Source organism: Paenibacillus sp. FSL R7-0333, from assembly GCF_038000365.1.
Lineage (GTDB): Bacteria > Bacillota > Bacilli > Paenibacillales > Paenibacillaceae > Paenibacillus_AQ > Paenibacillus_AQ silagei.
The window spans coordinates 5151955-5168967 of record NZ_JBBOBZ010000001.1 but is presented as its reverse complement, the minus strand read 5'-3'; the positions used below and the strand labels follow the sequence as shown (position 1 = coordinate 5168967).

Here is a 17013-nt window from a genome sequence, read left to right as displayed (position 1 = left end):
AATGAAAGTACCGTAAGCTGAACTTATACAACTAACTAAAAAAGGGATGATACCATGAACGTACAGTTGAACCGCTGGAGGATCTTGATTGCCTCAACGATCATTAATATCTGTGTAGGCGCCATTTATGCTTTCAGTATTTTCGCACTGCCATTAACGAAGGTTTTCAGCGTGAGCATGCCGGATATTATGATTGCTTTTACCATTAATGCAGCGATTTCCCCGATTCCGATGATCCTGGGCGGTAAGCTGGTGGATAAAGGGGGGGCCAAGAAGGCAGTCTTTATCGGCGGTGCGATGTTCGGGATTGGGTTCATTCTCTCAGGCCTGGCTACTGCACCTTGGATGCTGTATATCACCTATGGTGTCATTACCGGGATTGGCCAGGGAATCGTGTATTCCTCGACCATTGGCAACAGCGTGAAGCTCTTTCCGGATAAAAGAGGTCTGGCAGCGGGGATCGTTACAGCCGGATATGGCGGCGGCACCATCGCTATCGCTCCTATCGCTAATGCGCTGATCACCAGCAATGGTGTACAGTCTGCCTTAATTACACTCGGTGTTGCTTTCCTGGTGATTATTCTAGGGCTTGGCTTGCTCGTCAAACCTGCCCCGGCCGGTTATGCTCCTGAAGGATGGACCCCTCCGGTAACCGGAGCAGCCAAGGCTTCTGTGAATGTACCATGGCATGAAATGATCAAGAAGCCATTATTCTATGTGATTGCCTGCCTGTTCCTGATCGGTGCCCTGTCTGGTATGATGGTAACCGCGAATGCTTCGGTGATCGGTCAAAAAATGTTCGGTTTAACCGCCGCAGCCGCAGCGCTATATGTCAGCTTGTACTCGCTTTGCAACTGCCTAGGCCGTGTATTCTGGGGCGCAGTGTCCGATAGAATCGGCCGCGTGAAATGCCTGCTCATGATTTATCTCGTCATTTCGGCGATGATGCTTACGATTGCTCTATCCTCTTCTGTAGCCGGATTTGCTGTCGCCATTGCCGGAATCGGCCTGTGCTTCGGCGGAACGATGGGCATCTTCCCGTCCATTGTCGGTGAGAAATTCGGCATGAAATATTACGGCGTGAACTACGGGGTCACCTTCATCGGCTACTCGGGAGCCGCCTTCTTCGGACCGAGAATTGCCGGTAGTGTAGCAGCAGCCAATGACGGCAACTTCACGAATGCCTTTTACATCGCGCTGGTCATCTCCCTGGTCGGCTTCGCCTTAACCTTCGTCTACAAAGCTATGGAGAAGCAGAAGCCCGAGCCGGAAGTGGCTAAGGCGGCTTAAGGAAGTTATATAAAAAGCACTTAAGAGTTATACGAAAAGCGAAAAGAAGCGGAGGGGAAATTTGGAACTGGAGGAGCGATAGCGTCCGCCTTTGTCAACGGATTTCAACCGCGAATAGCGGATTAAATTGAAGAAATCTGTTGACAACAGCGGCCGGAGGTCCAAATGTTCACCGCAGCGACGAGTATGCTTATAGTCCAAATTCCACAACATTAATTAATATATGGAGGTAATTATAATGTCGATTACACAACTGTTAGGAATTAAATATCCGATTTTCCAGGGTGGTATGGCTCAGATTGCTGTGTCTCCACTGGTAGGCGCTGTGTCCAATGCGGGCGGGCTAGGCATTATCGGCTCCGGCGGCTTCACCGCCGACCGGCTCCGTGACGAGATCCGCAAGGCCAAAGCAAGCACTGACAAGCCGTTTGCCGTCAACCTGATGCTGATGATGAACAATATCCCTGAGCTGATCCAGGTTATTATTGAAGAAGGCGTGAAGATTGTAACTACAGGTGCAGGCACGCCCGCTCCTTATATGCCAATCCTGAAGGAACATGGCATTATCGTTATTCCGGTAGTCCCTTCCGTCAAAATCGCCAAGAAAATGGAAGCGCTCGGTGTGGATGCGATTGTAGCCGAGGGAACCGAAGCGGGCGGACATGTGGGTGAGACTACAACCATGGCTCTGCTGCCGCAAGTCGCCAGTGCGGTATCCATTCCGGTAATTGGCGCCGGCGGGATTGCCGATGGACGCGGGATTGCCGCTGCTTTTGCACTCGGAGCGCAAGGGGTTCAGGTGGGAACCCGGTTCCTCGCGACTGTGGAATGCCCGACACACGAGAACTTCAAGCTGGCGGTTATCAACGCCGATGATACCAGCACAACCGTAACTGGCCGCAGCCTTGGCGGTCCGGTAAGAAGCATCAAGAACAGCATGATTGCCGAATTCCTCAGAATGGAGAATGAGAAGGCATCGCGTGAGGAGCTGGAGAGCTTAAGCCTGGGCTCGCTGCGCAGAGCCGTATTTGAAGGGGATACCGATACCGGGTCCGTGATGGCCGGACAGATCTGCGGGATGGTCAACAAGATTACCACCGTGGAAGAGATGATCACCACCATGTTCGCTGAGGCGCAGGAAGTCATGGACAAGATGGGCAAAGTAACCTTTGAAGCTGTAGCACATGCCTAATTAAGGTTTTGCTAACCATTAGCCAAATGGTATCATTTATATAATGATGCGGTTTGGCTTTTTGTCTAGGTGGAATGTAAGCGTTAATCTCATGGGTTAGGACTGATGAAGGTGACCAAAAAAAATAAAAATACAGGTAAACCCGCTTTCGAAGAACTCGTGGAAGAATATCCGTCTACGTTATTTGTTACCGATCAGAACGGGAATATCTTAATCTCCAATGAATTTACCGCTCTAACCATCGGCATCCATCTGGAGGAGCTGCTCAAGGCGAACGTTCAGGATCTGGTGAAGGCGGGCTATTACAGTCATTCCATCACGATGGAGGCTATTGCGACGAAGCAAAAGGTAACCAATACCGTCAATACCTCCAGAGGCTTCCATGTGTTCTCGTCGGCGATTCCCATTCTGGATAAGGACGGGGAGGTACAGCTGGTAGTTACCACCTCCAATGAATTCAGCCAGGAGCATAACTATTATGAAGCGAATGTGCCAGTGGCCCAGCAGATCCATAAGCAGTTAGGCGGTGCTGCCACAGAGAAGAAGAAGGGAATCGTGGCCGAGAGTCTGGCGATGAAGCAGATTATCAAGGTCTGCAACCAGATTGCTTCTTACGACAGCAAGGTGCTGATCTACGGCGAATCCGGGACGGGCAAAGAGGTGATCGCCAAGTATATCCATCTGAAGAGCGAGAAGTGGAAGGGGCCCTTCATTGCCATTAACTGTGCCGCGATTGCTCCGGCCTTGTTCGAATATGAACTGTTCGGATACGAGAAGGGCGTCCTAGAAGGGCAGACCGAGGTCAAGGCGGGCATGATTGAGATCGCGAACGGCGGGGTGCTTTTCCTCGATGAGATTGCCGATTTGCCGCTGGAGATGCAGGCCAAGCTACTGCGGGTGCTGGAGAACAATGAAGTGCGGCGGGTGGGCGGCCTGACGAATATCCCGGTCAATTGCCGGGTGATCTCTGCGACGAATCGTGATTTGTGGAGTCTGGTCAAAAAGGGGCTGTTCCGCGAAGATCTGTATTACCGGATTAATGTGATTCCGATTCATATTCCGCCGCTGCGCAACCGGAAGCTGGACCTGGTAGGATTAATCTCCAGCTTCATCACCAGCTTCAATGAGATGTACGGCAAGAAATATGTGCTGAGTGCCGAAGAATTCGATAAGATGCTGAACCAGCCCTGGCATGGGAATGTTAGAGAATTAAGGAATTACATCGAGCGGCTGGTGGTGACCGAGCATGTGGGCCAGAGCATACAGGAAGAGGAGCAGATTGGCGACTGGTTCTCTCTCGACCACTTCATTGAGAAGAATAAGCATCGGCTCGCAAGTCTGAAGGATTTCACTGCTGTGGCGGAGGGCCATTATATCAAAAAAGTGCTGCAGGATTGTGCCGGGAACGGGACGGAGGCGGCCAAGCGCTTGAACGTTGACCGGTCGGTAATCTACAGAAAGCTGAAGAAGATGGAAGAGGTGCTGCGATTTAAATGAACCTATTTCCAGGATAAGACGTATTATCACTGTGCGTGTTATTCTATGGAAATGGAGTGAATTGAATGAAACTATCATTGTTGCGCCGCCGCTCTGCCTTTTGGACGAGGACCATGCTTTCGGCTGCACTGGTTCTGACACTTACGGCTCCGGCTGTTCAGGCCGCCGCCGTTCCCCCTGCTTCTACCGCTCCGGCAGCTGCCACTGCAGCGGCCAAGCCGCTGACAACAGAGAATGCTGCGGCCTTCCTCAAGCAATTCTTCAGTTCGGATGCGGTGAAAGCGCAGCTATCCGGTGCGGTTGTGGTGGTGGTGAAGGATGGGAAGACGATTATCGAAGAAGGCTTCGGATTCGCGGATAAGGATGCCAAAAGTAAGGTGGACCCTGACAAAACAGTCTTCCGTCTGGCCTCGGTATCCAAAACCTTCACTGCGACTGCCGCCATGCAGCTCGTTGAGCAAGGCAAGCTGGATTTGAAAGCGGATTTCCAGACTTATACCGGTCCGATGGCCTTCGACAACCCCTTCGGGGTTCCGGTAACTGTGGGGGATCTGCTGACCCACACCACCGGCTTCCGCATTCAAGACCCGCTGCCGGAAGACATCAATGAGGATTTCACCACCAAGGTGTCCATTGAGGAATATGTGGTGAAGCATATGCCTCCGGTGGTGCGTGAGCCGGGCACTTCCTACATGTATGACAACTTCGCTTCGCTGCTGCTCGGTCTGGTGGTGGAGAAGGCCAGCGGCATGCCTTATGAGGATTATATGCAGCAGCATGTCTTCGCCCCGCTGAAGATGGATTCAAGCGGCTTCCTGCTGGAAGGCAAGCTGAAGGACAATCTTGCTACAGCCTATGACGCCACGGGCAAAAAGGTTGATCTCTACAACGTGACGCCAACCGTGATGCCGCATGGCGGCATGTTGTCTACCGGCGATGATGTCGGGAGGTTCATGACGGCTTTTCTGAACGGGGGAGCAGCGGGTACGAACCGCATCCTTAAGGCAGATACCGTACAATCGATGGAGGAATACCGTTCTGCTATCCATCCCTTGCTGCCGAATACTACCTATGGTTTCGAGGCGCCTATACAGCTTCCCGGAGCCGGCAGCAGCCCCAAGATTATCACCAAGGCCGGTGATTTGATTGGATTCAGCTCTTATATGTTTCTTATTCCCGAGCAGAATACCGGGGTGTTCATTGGCTATAATCAGCAAAGTACACTGCGTGAGCTGTTCTACCCGGCCTTTATCCAGACGTTCTTCCCGCAATATGCCGCACCGGTGAAGCTGGATGCTTACAAGCCGATGAGCGCTGATGCGCTGAAGGCATTCACTGGCTACTATGCGGATCTCCGTATGAAGAGTCTGGTGTCTACAGTCTCCGTGCAGAATGGTGCGCTAATGATGAATGATGCTTTTCTGGGTCCTCGTAAGTTGATTCAGGTAGACGATAATCTGTTCAAGGATGAGCTGACCGGCAAATTTACGGGCTTCACCATGAAGGATGACGGAGGAAGCGCTTATCTGAAGGAGCCTTACCTCAATCCGTTCAGCTACGGGCAAAAGGGGCCGGATGGCCTCGGTTATGCCGATGTTCCTGCGAGTCATCCTTATGCAACTCCGGTTCAGATGCTCCAGTCCCTGGGGTATCTGGCGAATGATGCCACGCTGAGCTTCCAGCCTGAGGCAGGCGTTACGCGCGCCCAGTATGTGCGACTGATGATGGAGAGCAGCGGGCTCAAAGGAAGCACTACTGAGAAGCTGGCCTTCCCGGATCTGCAGGGCCATCCCGATGCCGCTTACATCCAGCAGGCTGTTGAGCTGGGAATGATTGAAGGAACGGCTAGCGGAGAGTTCCAGCCGGACCGGGTCATCTCCCGCCAGGAAGCGGCAGTCATGATCTGGAGAATGTACAATAAGCAATATCCGGATAAAGCGTTCCAGAACGTGAAGCTATCCGGCAATACAGACAAATGGGCCGTTCCGGCCGTGAAGATGGCGGTCGCTCTGGGCCTGTATGGACCAGACTTCAAGCCGGATGCCAAGGGCGCTATGGATTACAAGTCCAGAGCCGCGCTGAGCAAGAAGGAGAATGCGGCCATCTTGTATGCGTTGTTCACGAACCCGATCGATCAGATCGTCGCCGGACTAAAGGAGAAGCCTGCGGAGGGTGGGAAATAAGAACCTGCGGTTTGCAGCAGGTATGAATAGTGTGCCGGAGCTTTGGGATGATGATTTATGAAGCAGTCTAGTCGAAGCTTCCGGCGAATATGAATACAGGACCGGCCTTGGGCTGGTCCTGTTTCGTTGTGGGCTGCCATGCCGTATAAGGCGGGCATGGGGCTAGATGAGTAGATGAGGAAATGAGAGGGATAAATCCCATTGGTGAGAGTGGAGGAGGGCGGTATGAGGAAATGAAGAGCACTAGTGCACCTGATTGCGCCCAGCATAACTTACAGATGGGCGGACTGGGCACCCAGGCTCTCAAGCCATGATGCCAGTTCAGTGGCATGGCTTCGGTTGGCGGCGTCCAGGGGCGTGAGGCCGTCCCATGGGGAGGGCCAGTTCAGCTTGGCTCCCCGGGTGAGCAGGACTTCGGCGGCGGCGCGTTGTCCGCCGTGGCAGGCGCACCAGAACGCGACATTTACCTCCTCTGGTGCTGCTGAAGCGGAGCTTGCACCCCATGGGTAGCGGCGCGGAAGCGGATGTCCGGCGAAGTGTGCCTCCATCGCATCAAGCAGACCGAGCGCCGCCGCGTGCCAGAGTGCAGGCTGCGCACCGCGTTCCACCAGCCGCTGCGCCGCCCGCCATTGTGCGAACGCCACGGCATCGTCCAGCGGGGTCCCGCCAGCGATAACCGCACCCGATGCCTCGATGTCGGCCCCGGCATCGAGCAGCAGGTCCAGTACCTCGACGTCATCGCAGCTCGCTGCCCAGTGCAGCGGCGTCTCGCTGTGCGGACCGCTGAACTGCGCATTTACCTCTGCGTCTGCCTCAATGAGCACAGTGACAACCGCTGCATTATTGGGATAATGCCCCGGCCAATCGGTGGCAATATGCAGCAGCGTGCGCGACATTCCGCGACCAGTGCCGCCGCCAGTATTATTAGTCCCAGCGTCGGCACTATTAGCTTTGCCAGGGCCTTCGCTGCTAACCCCAGTGTTGCTAATGTCCCCGCCGCCAGTCACAGTGTTAGCAGTGACTTCATGACTAGTCTCAGCATTGCCAGGGCCTTCGCTGCTAGCCCCAGTGTTGCTAATGTGCCCGCCGCCAGTTTCAGAGTTAGCAGTGACTTCATGACTAGTCTCAGCATTGCCAGCGCCCACGCTGCTAGTTTCAGCATCGCCAGTCTCCCCGCTGCCTTCATTACTTGCACGCCCCGCTTCAGTCCCAACAATCCGTGCTGTAGCCAGCCCCGGGTGACCGGCCAGCAGTTGTGTCAATCCCGGCACATCGCCGGTACGAATCGCCTGTACCACAGACTTCGCCAGCGGATCGTCAACAGTCAGCCACATGATATCTTCATCACTCATCGTAGAACCCCTCCGTTCATTCGCTATCACTCCAGTCCTCCACATCCTGTCAACAGTCTGCGGGTTGTAGCTGTGACAGCCCCGATGTTTCAGCGATGCACCCTAGTAACTGTGCTATTAGACTGCACCGCTGTACATGGTTATAGTATATCCTTTCTCTATTCCACCTTCAAACTCGTCAATTTCTTCTCACTGGAGCTAAAGTACGAGGTATTCCTTCGGCTCATTGCTAACTCTGAAGCTCTCCGCTAACCCAGCGCTTCCCCGCCAATCCCAAGACTTCCTGCTAACCCTGTGCCTCACCACCAATCCCACAACTCTCTGCTAACCCAGCGCCTCTCCGCCAATCCCACACCTCTCTACAACTTACGGCTCTTCACTAACCTCCGGCCCACTCTGCATCCCGGTGCTTACCGCATCAGTGAAGGTGTCGGTGGTGTGGAAGTAATAGGAATGTTGGCCCGGGGGCAGCTTGGTCTTGTATTGATAGATTCTACCATCTGCATAATTCGTGTCTCCCGGATTTAGAGGCTGCATTTTGCGGACAACGCCGTCCAGAATCAGCTCCAAAGTGAATGGAGGCTGATTGTCCGCGTCGGTATAGGTTACATTGAAGGTGAACTCGGTCTGCGGAGTGCCTTCTATAAGATCCACACCTCCTGAAGTTAAGGTCGGCGCGCTTCCGCTGACCTTATTGGTCGCCTTAATCTCATCAACCAGCATTTGCCCCGGAGTGACGGTATTCTGCTTCAGCCAGATGGACATCTTCAGCGTCCGTTTATCAATGGCAGGTGTCAGTGCATTGAGATCGAATTGCAGATCACTCCAAGTGGATGGAACCTCGATCCAGCCGCCGGTCAGATTGTAGGTTCGTTTGCCGTCACTGAGCTCAATCCGGGTCCTGAGATCAGGAGAGGCAGGATTCTTCAGCGTAATATTCAGATATTGATAGCCGCTCAGATCGACCACATCGTTCCAAGGCTGGAACTTGGCCGCAGAATTCACACTGGCCGGCGTCTGGGCGAATTGGCCCGCAGAGCGTCCGTCGGCAGTAAGCTTGGTGAACGTTCCCGTGCCGCCATTTTGATTATACCAGTTGACCCAGGTGGTGTTGGCCGCTGAACCGCCCCAGAACCCGGCCCCGCCAAAATCATCATATAACAGCAGAGTGGAAGGGTCCGGCAACGGTGGAGCTACCGTGTAATGAGTGGAGCTGTAGGAGTAGCCGCCGGAAGGGTCTTTGGCGCGGACATCGACTCTCCGGTTCGTATAAGGCAAGGATTGGCTCTCATCAATGACCGCAGCGTAGACAGCGCCGCTTACCGAGGAATACACATTCCCGGAGACAGTCATCGGCTGATAAGGCAATCCGGTTGCCGCATATTCCACATCGCTCAGCCCATCCCCCGCCTGGGCAAAAACAGTCACCTCTCCGCGTACCCATTCCCCAATCACCGGAGAGAGGACCGGCAAGGCAGGCGGCACCGCTGCATGATCTGCACCTGTCCCCGGAGTGGCGCTTAATCCCATGACTGTATAGAGCAGTCCGGCTTGGATGCTAATACTGAATTCGTTGTACCGCCACTGATTCGTATCATCCAGATAGAGGGAACGGTCCTCATACCACGGACTTACACTGCTTTTATTCTTGGGGTCCTTCATATTAGGTCCGCTGACCATCGCCCCCGGAAGGATAATCCCGGTGTCACCCGCAGTATTGGATTCCTCGTTGTAGCGGGTATGCGGGAACATCACGTGATGGGTGCCGATGCCCGATACCCAGCTGATATTCCACGGATTCTCTCCGAACACCCAGTACATTCCTTTCACCACTGCCTGAAGCGCTGCCGGATCACCGAATAATTCGTAATACCGCAGCATGTCCCCCAGATAAGAAGCATGAGGTTCGTTCACCCCGAAGTTTTTGAACTGGTTCAGGACTCCATACGGGGTATCGTCGGACATGGAGAGGAAGAAGTCGGCTTGCCCCTTGAGCAGGCTGTGAATATGAGACTGCGTTGCAGCATCGGCAACCGGATAGAATTCAGCCATGGACAGCGGGCTCATATCCCAGTAGTTCGTGGAGGATATGTCGCCCAGGGTTAAGGTGTTAATCGTATTTGTGGCTGCATTCTTATACCGGGTATCGCCGGTCAGCAGGTACAGCTCCACATCAGCCAGCAGCTTGGAATTGGGGATGCCTCCTCTGGTGGAATAAGATCCGATCGGACCGTCAGGATTGGCAACCACATATTCATAAAAGGTGACCGCAGCGATCTCGCATTGATTGGCGAAATCAGTCAGCGCTGCAATTTGAGCGGAAGCGATATCGCCTTCGCTAATCGCGGTACGGATGGCCCGTGCGGTTGCGGCAAGCGTGCCCGCTGACTTAGCAGAGCCGCCGACACTCAGGTCCGTCAGCTTCCGGTCATCGGCGGTGCCGGAGATGTTGTCGGTGGATTTCTCGGGATGGACGAAAGAAGCGTTATTCCGCAGATTATACATCGCCCCGCCGAGCTGATCCGCGAACTTAATGAGGTATTCACTGCCGAAGACCGCTTCATCGACTAGATCCGGGATACCATTGCTGTCGTTATCGTACTTCACGCTGTCTTGGTCAGCATACCGTGTATAAGCCAAGGCAATCTCTGCGCCGACCCATTGGTTACCGCCATATTTACCGTAATCCCCGGCGTCATACCAGCTTCCCGTCAGATCAAAGTGGGTCAGGCCGTCCGCAGACTGGGCATCATCCAGATGACCTGCGGCATGGTAGAGCTTGGCCGAAGGAGCGACACTGCTGTAACCTGCCGGATAAGCGTCACTGGTCGCTACGGAGGCCCGTTGAAGCCGGTAGAAGGCCGTCATTTCATCCTTATATTGATCCCACAGATTCGGAGCGATCTCAAAAGAGTAGGAATATACCTGATTACTCCGCACTCTATATTGATTCCCTGAGTCAGTGACAGGTGTGAAGCCGATGGAGTAGACATGCTTGTTCCAATGCAGACCCTCATAGGTCATGGTGCCTGAATAGACCACATTAGTCCCGTCCAGTATTTCATAAGTGGCATCTGTGACGGTGGTGTCTGAGATGAGCTTGGCATTCTTGAGATCACCTGCGCTATATCCGGCCTGACTCACGGCAATATCAATTACGGAGGAGGCCTGGACAACACTCAGCGTCTGGACACTGGTAGCGACTTCATCCGAGGTCGTATCGGTAGTACGGAAATAGTAGGTATGGGACCCTGCCGGAAGCTTCGTCATGTACCTGTAGCTTTTGCCGTCGGTGTAAGTCTGATCGGCGGGGTCCGTCTCACGCATAGCATAGGCTGTATCATCAATGATGACCTGGACGGCAAAAGGAGGCTCATTATCCGGGTCGGTATACGTAGCTTCAAAGCTGAAATTGGTGTTCTGGTTGTAGCTGCCGTCCGTATTGGCTGTCATTCCTGCCGGACTTAGCTGGGGAGCGGCCCCGCTGGATGCTGTAGTGAACACAATATCATCGACCAGCATCTCCCCGTAAGTCCCGCCGCCTTGCCGCAGCCAGATTTCCAGCTTCACCTTCTTCTTCTGAATCTTGGGCGACAAGGCATCCAGATCGAACTGCAGATCGGTCCAGGCAGCCGTGGCGGGAACATAACCTCCGGTCAGATTGTAATTGGTAATCCCGTCGCTGATGACGACACGAATGAGGGACTGGGCATACCCTGCATTGTTCAGCGACAGATTCATATAACGGTAGCCTGAGAGGTCGAAGGTCTCGTTCATCGGCTGAAACTTGGCCCAGGAGGAAGAAGAGCTTGGGGTTTGCGTGAATTTTCCAATGGTGCGGGTGCCTTGTGTGGTCTTGGTGAAGGTTCCGCTGCCGCCGCTCTGATTGAACCAGTTGGTCCAGTTCTGCTTGAACACTCCTCCGCCGGCGAAATTATCATACAAGAGAGGGTGAGCGGGACCCGGCAAGGGAGCGACAGCAGCGGCGGCAGGCCGGGGGGACAGAGCAACACTGCATAGAATTAACAACAGACTGAGGCTTACAGATACGAACTTGTGAAATCTCTGGGGGAATGGACTTCGGCTGAACATCGTAGAACCTCCTCATAATGGAATATCGTTAACCCTGCTCTCCTTTCTTTTATATGAAAACGCTTGCAAAAGTAGCATAAAAGAGTTACTATCACTAATCCATGATGAATTACAGGAAATATGTGATCTATACTAGGGGGGTAGAGGGGCTATATCTATGAAACGGGGGACGAATAGAAGATGGCGGCACAACATGCGGAAATAGATCACAGAAAAGCGGAAATAGATCATCTACGCTTATTTATTGCAAGTGTACTGTGGTACACAGAAGAACCTGAAGCTGCCTGGCGATGAATTGGCAATCGAAAGAGGGGGACATCATGTATAAAATTCTCGTTGTGGATGATGAGCCGAGAGTGAGTGCGGGGATCCGGAATTTCCTGCTCACTTCGGAGTTGAACATCACGGAGGTAGAGACGGCCATCAATGGCTTTGAAGCGATTGACTACTTACGGATGGACCATTTCGATCTGGTGCTGACCGATATCCAGATGGGCCGGATGAGTGGAATTGAATTAATGGAGAATATCTATATGGAGCAGTGGAATGTTCCGGTGATTGTCATTTCGGCCCATGAGAAGTTTGATTTCGCCAAAAAATCGCTCCGGCTCGGAGCCAAGGATTATCTGGTGAAGCCGGTGGAGCGGACGGAACTCCTGCGGGTAGTCCGCAAAGCATTAACCCAGAAGGAGCTTCCGGGGAAAAGCGCGCAGGGGGAGCACAAGCACATCCAGGAGCATTCCCGGCGCGAGGAGTGGCTGATGGAGCTGGTCACCGAGCGGAATCTGTCGCAGCAGGATATTGAAGAGATCACCGGCGAATTAGGCGGCCTGCTGCAAGGGCCCTATTTCGGAGTGATCTCCATCCGTATAGATTACAGCCAGGCTGGATTCAGCCGCCAGCAGGTTACGCTGCATGACCGCAAGCTGCTGAAATATGCGGCTCTCAATATTATGAACGAGACGTTAGCCGAATGGGATGGCATCACCTTCAACGGCTTCGGCCATTCGATCATCAGCATCATCCAGTTATCCGCCGAAGATATGGGGGACCCCCAGGTTAGAGTGCACTCCCAGATCCAGATGATCGGGCAGATGATTGCCATGAACCTGAAGCAGCATTTGAATGCGGAGGCCATTATCGGTCTCAGCACACTTGGCGGGGGTGTCTCCATGCTTCCCGGACTGCTGGAAGAAGCGGATACGGCTGCCGGGCGGAGCAGTGTTCATCCCGGGCAAAAGGTGTTCTATTATGGCGATATCGCCATGCAGGAGCATCTCAGCAGAGAGCAGCAGCAGACGGATTCGGCGCAGCCGCCGCCGCAGGACCCGGCCGCAGACCCGAGTGTCATCTCACGGATTACAAGCTACATCCAGAACCATTACCGCAATCCCGCGCTGAAGATCCAGGATATTTCTGAGGAGGTCCATTTCAGCGCGGCCCATCTGGGTTATATTTTCAAACGCGATATGAAAACCAACCTCTGGGACTATGTGACCGCACTGCGGATGGAGGAGGCCAAGCGCCTTATGATTGCTACCGATAAGAAGCGGTATGAAGTTGCCTATGCAGTAGGGTATGAATCGCCGGAGCACTTCAGCCGGATGTTCAAGCGGGTGCTGGGCCTCACTCCGGCAGAATTCCGCAAACAGGCCAGAGGAGGGGACCGGGCTGAAGCTGAAACCTAAACTCAAACTCAAGCTCAAACATAAGGTCATCCTCGCCTTCCTGCTCTGCATCGTGCTCCCGTTCCTAGTGGTGGGCTGGATTTCAGCGTATGTGGCGCTTCACACGATCAAGGAAGAGGTCGGCAGTACCACCCTGCAGCTGGTGAAGCAGAATCATGTGACCCTGGACAAAACCGTATCGGCGATCAATGACCGGACGATCACGCTGCTGGATAATCATTTTTTCAGTAATCCGGCGGGGTACAGCTTCTGGACGGGAATTGATACCCTGAATGAAATCCAGCAGGCCGACAACATTCTGGAGAGCTGGTCTACCGGCGGCACGGAATATGCGATATATATGAAGAACATTGAGCGCAGAGATACACCGTTCGATCTGTCCCATAAGACCAAGGGGTTCAAATATCTGGACCAGGTGAACAGCGGATTGCCGGATGTGATGGTCAAGCAGATGGATGTCAGCGGGGCAGGGGCGCTGCGCGTCATTCCTTTAGCTACGGGCGAGCGAACGGTCTCCTTCATGCGCAGTATTCTGAACCCCCGGAATTATAACGAGGTGATCGGGCTGCTGGTTGTTCATAAGGTTGAGGTGATGCTGACCCGGGATATGGTCTCGGTGGAGCTGCCTGCTGCGGCCGGAGCTTTCTTATTCAATGATAACGGGGAGCTGCTGATGTCCACCGGGTCAGGCAGCATTTCTGCGGCTGAAATTGACAAGAACGTCGAACCGGACGCCGCTTACGGCTATACCTTCGCACAAGAAGGCGGGGAGGAGTGGCTCTATGCGTATTCGGACAGCTCCAGATTCCACACCCGGTTATTGTACAAAATCCCGCTGGCATCCATAACCGGCAAGCAAGTCTGGTTTCAAAAGCTGCTGGTGCTCATCTCCTTTGTTTTTCTGGCTTTTGTCCTGATGTTTGTTCTCTATCTGGTAAGACTTGTCGTCAAACCGGTCGTGAAGCTCGTCTCTGTGATGAAAATTTATGAGCCCGGCATCAAGCTGCCGCTTTCCGAGGAGCCGCTCCGGCATGATGAATTCGGCATTCTGCAGGGGTCATTCGTGAAAATGACCCGCAGGCTGGACCATTCGATTGAAGAAAACTACGGGATGAAGCTGAAGCAGAAGGAATATGAGCTGCTGATGCTCCAATCCCAGATTACCCCCCATTATCTCTACAATACCCTGGACTCGATCTACTGGTATGCGCTGGATAGCGGAAATGTCGAGGTAGGTGAGATGGTCAGGGACTTGTCCATGCTGCTGCGCATCGGACTTAGCCGGGGCCGGACCATGATTACGGCCGGGGAAGAACTGGAGCATGCCCAGGCGTATACCCGGCTGCAAACCAAACGTTATCCGGGTACCTTTGAGGTCTGGTGGCAGATTGATGATACCTTGAGGGACTATGAGACGCCCAAGGTCATTATCCAGCCGCTGATCGAGAATGCCATTCTTCACGGCGTACGCGGGATGGACGGAGAAGGAGAGATCCGGGTATCGGCTGTTCAAGCGGAAGGAACGCTCCGCTTCATCGTCGAGGATAACGGGCATCTGCCGGTAGATCTGGAGGAGCTTGCCGCCATCCTGCGGGAAGAGCATAGTGCAAGAGGCTACGGAATCCGCAACGTGCACCAGCGTATCCAGCTCCATTACGGCGAGGCCTACGGATTAACCTATGAGCGAACCGGGGAGGGGTGGACACGGGCGATCATTACCTTGCCGCTGCGCCGGACGAAGACCGAACCTGCCGGTAACTGAGTGATAAAAGATCACATTTTTACGGGAATCCATCATCGAAGCTGTGGAGGGTTGGTTCTATAATTAGTCCATGAAAGGAGTAATGGACATGAGTAGAACCACCGGATTCTCAAGCTTTATCCATGCCATGTGGAAGTACAAGGCGCTGACACTGATGCTGCTGCCGGCAGTGCTTGTCCTGCTGGCGCACAGCTATCTGCCGATGTTCGGCATCTTTATTGCCTTCAAGAATGTGAATTATCTGGACGGGATTTGGGGCAGTCCCTGGGTAGGGTTCGATAATTTCCAGTTCCTGTTCTCCTCGGGGGACATGTGGAGAATTGTAAGAAACACCCTTCTGTACAGCTTGACCTTTATGATTATGAATCTGGTGCTGTCGGTATCGATTGCGGTAGCCATCAATGAGATCCGGCGGCGGCTGCTGGCGAAGGTGTATCAGAGCTTCATCATCCTGCCGCACTTCCTGTCCATGGTGGTGGTGAGTTATCTCGTATACGCTTTCCTGCAGCCTGATCACGGCTTCATCAATGCCACAGTGCTTAAGGCCTTCGGGCAAGACCCTGTCTTCTGGTACTCGGAGAAGGAATATTGGCCTTACATTCTGGTGTTTGTCAACGCCTGGAAGCATGCGGGCTTCGGCGCAGTGATCTATATCGCGGCGATTGCCGGAATCGATCCGGAATATTACGAGGCGGCGCTGATTGACGGGGCTTCCAAGTGGAAGCAGATTACGCATATCACGCTCCCTTTTATCCGGCCGGTCATCATTATTATGACGATTCTGTCCATGGGCAGCATCTTCAGCTCTGACTTCGGACTGTTCTTCCAGGTGCCCATGAATTCGGGAGCGCTGTATCCGGTAACAGATACCGTTGATACGTATGTCTACCGCGCCCTGATGCAATTGAATGATATCGGAATGTCCTCGGCAACGGCGCTGGTCCAATCGGTGGTGGGCTTCATTATGGTCATTGCGACCAACAGTATGGTCAGACGGATTGACCGGGAACAGGCATTATTCTAATCAAAGGAGAATCATCATGGCGAATGACACCAGCAGCTCGATCGGCGGAAACTCCGCATTATCAAATGTACTTTTAAATCTGGCCTTTGTGATCCTCTCACTCCTTTGCTTTTTGCCTGTTCTGCTTGTGATTATCGTCTCCTTCACAGACGGGCAGTCCATTCTGACTCAGGGGTACAGCTTCATTCCGAATAAGTGGTCCTTCATTGCCTATGAATCGATCTTCAAGGACTGGATGACGATTGTGTCGGGATATCGCGTGAGTTTCACCATCACTATTGTAGGTACAGCGCTTAGCGTGCTGCTCACGGCAATGTATGCTTATCCCATCTCGCGTGCGGATTATCCGTTCCGTAATGTGTTTACCTTCTTCTTGTTCTTCACGATGTTGTTCAATGGAGGAATGGTCAGCAGATATCTGATCTATACGCAGGCGCTGCATATCAAGGATTCGTATATGTCGCTGATTCTGCCCATGCTGATTGTGCCGTTCAACGTCATTATTATGCGGACCTTCTTCCAGACGACCATTCATCCGGCGGTGATCGAATCAGCCAGAATTGACGGTGCGGGGGAGCTGAGAATCTTCCTGCGGATCGTTCTGCCGCTCTCGTTGCCGGTCCTGGCGACCATGGCCTTGTTCAGTACCATCGGCTATTGGAACGACTGGTTCAATGCGCTGCTGTATATCACCAGCGAGGACAAATATCCGCTGCAGTATCTCATGATGCGTGTCCTCAACGATGTGCAGTACCTGCGCAATAATGTGGAGCTGGCCGCGCAGAATCCCAATATGATGAGGAATCTTCCGAACGAATCCCTGCAGATGGCGATGGCGGTGATCGGGATGGGACCGATTCTGATTGCGTATCCGTTCTTTCAGAAGTATTTTGTCAAAGGGCTGACGGTAGGGGCAGTGAAAGGCTAAAGCGC

General features: G+C 53.3%; 10 protein-coding genes. 8 read left to right on the top strand and 2 right to left on the bottom strand.

Going from position 1 to position 17013, the window contains the following annotated elements; translation table 11 throughout:
• The first annotated feature begins 54 nt into the window (after window positions 1-54).
• The 4 genes from MKY86_RS21770 (at window position 55) to MKY86_RS21755 (ending at window position 6162) form a co-directional block, all read left to right on the top strand.
• Window positions 55-1290 (top strand): L-lactate MFS transporter, encoded by a 1236-nt coding sequence (locus MKY86_RS21770; RefSeq protein ID WP_076076273.1) that lies wholly within the window; start codon window positions 55-57, stop codon window positions 1288-1290.
• 238 nt (window positions 1291-1528) lie between these two features.
• A complete protein-coding gene (locus tag MKY86_RS21765) occupies window positions 1529-2482 on the top strand; it encodes a DUF561 domain-containing protein (protein WP_036724044.1) in 954 nt (317 codons plus the stop codon).
• A 105-nt stretch (window positions 2483-2587) separates the two neighbouring features.
• Window positions 2588-3979 carry a sigma-54 interaction domain-containing protein gene (locus tag MKY86_RS21760; protein WP_076076276.1) on the top strand — a complete coding sequence of 464 codons (1392 nt, stop codon included), beginning with the start codon at window positions 2588-2590 and terminating at the stop codon, window positions 3977-3979.
• Window positions 3980-4044: 65 nt separating this feature from the next.
• Window positions 4045-6162 carry a serine hydrolase gene (locus tag MKY86_RS21755; protein WP_076076278.1) on the top strand — a complete coding sequence of 706 codons (2118 nt, stop codon included), beginning with the start codon at window positions 4045-4047 and terminating at the stop codon, window positions 6160-6162.
• A 272-nt stretch (window positions 6163-6434) separates the two neighbouring features.
• Here the strand turns inward: MKY86_RS21755 and MKY86_RS21750 are convergent, their stop codons facing one another.
• On the bottom strand, window positions 6435-7514 hold the full coding sequence (locus MKY86_RS21750) for an ankyrin repeat domain-containing protein (RefSeq protein ID WP_340827475.1): 1080 nt from the start codon (window positions 7512-7514) through the stop codon (window positions 6435-6437).
• A 366-nt stretch (window positions 7515-7880) separates the two neighbouring features.
• Complete coding sequence (locus MKY86_RS21745; RefSeq protein ID WP_076076281.1) at window positions 7881-11606, bottom strand: glycoside hydrolase family 9 protein; 3726 nt, start codon at window positions 11604-11606, stop codon at window positions 7881-7883.
• Between the two features lie 320 nt (window positions 11607-11926).
• On the opposite strand from MKY86_RS21745, the gene MKY86_RS21740 reads away from it, so the two are divergent.
• The 4 genes from MKY86_RS21740 (at window position 11927) to MKY86_RS21725 (ending at window position 17008) form a co-directional block, all read left to right on the top strand.
• Window positions 11927-13294 carry a response regulator transcription factor gene (locus MKY86_RS21740; RefSeq protein WP_076076284.1) on the top strand — a complete coding sequence of 456 codons (1368 nt, stop codon included), beginning with the start codon at window positions 11927-11929 and terminating at the stop codon, window positions 13292-13294.
• Between the two features lie 91 nt (window positions 13295-13385).
• Window positions 13386-15056 (top strand): sensor histidine kinase, encoded by a 1671-nt coding sequence (locus MKY86_RS21735; protein ID WP_076076286.1) that lies wholly within the window; start codon window positions 13386-13388, stop codon window positions 15054-15056.
• An 88-nt stretch (window positions 15057-15144) separates the two neighbouring features.
• Entirely contained in the window at window positions 15145-16080 is a 936-nt protein-coding gene (locus MKY86_RS21730) for an ABC transporter permease (protein WP_200869525.1), read from the top strand.
• 16 nt (window positions 16081-16096) lie between these two features.
• A complete protein-coding gene (locus MKY86_RS21725; protein ID WP_076076288.1) occupies window positions 16097-17008 on the top strand; it encodes a carbohydrate ABC transporter permease in 912 nt (303 codons plus the stop codon).
• Window positions 17009-17013: the final 5 nt, after the last annotated feature.

Coding starts and splice junctions, on each gene's coding strand:
- MKY86_RS21750 (WP_340827475.1), bottom strand. CDS start 7,514: ATGAGTGATGAAGATATCATGTGGCTGACTGTTGACGATCCGCTGGCG.
- MKY86_RS21765 (WP_036724044.1), top strand. CDS start 1,529: ATGTCGATTACACAACTGTTAGGAATTAAATATCCGATTTTCCAGGGT.
- MKY86_RS21745 (WP_076076281.1), bottom strand. CDS start 11,606: ATGTTCAGCCGAAGTCCATTCCCCCAGAGATTTCACAAGTTCGTATCT.
- MKY86_RS21730 (WP_200869525.1), top strand. CDS start 15,145: ATGAGTAGAACCACCGGATTCTCAAGCTTTATCCATGCCATGTGGAAG.
- MKY86_RS21740 (WP_076076284.1), top strand. CDS start 11,927: ATGTATAAAATTCTCGTTGTGGATGATGAGCCGAGAGTGAGTGCGGGG.
- MKY86_RS21755 (WP_076076278.1), top strand. CDS start 4,045: ATGAAACTATCATTGTTGCGCCGCCGCTCTGCCTTTTGGACGAGGACC.
- MKY86_RS21725 (WP_076076288.1), top strand. CDS start 16,097: ATGGCGAATGACACCAGCAGCTCGATCGGCGGAAACTCCGCATTATCA.
- MKY86_RS21760 (WP_076076276.1), top strand. CDS start 2,588: ATGAAGGTGACCAAAAAAAATAAAAATACAGGTAAACCCGCTTTCGAA.
- MKY86_RS21770 (WP_076076273.1), top strand. CDS start 55: ATGAACGTACAGTTGAACCGCTGGAGGATCTTGATTGCCTCAACGATC.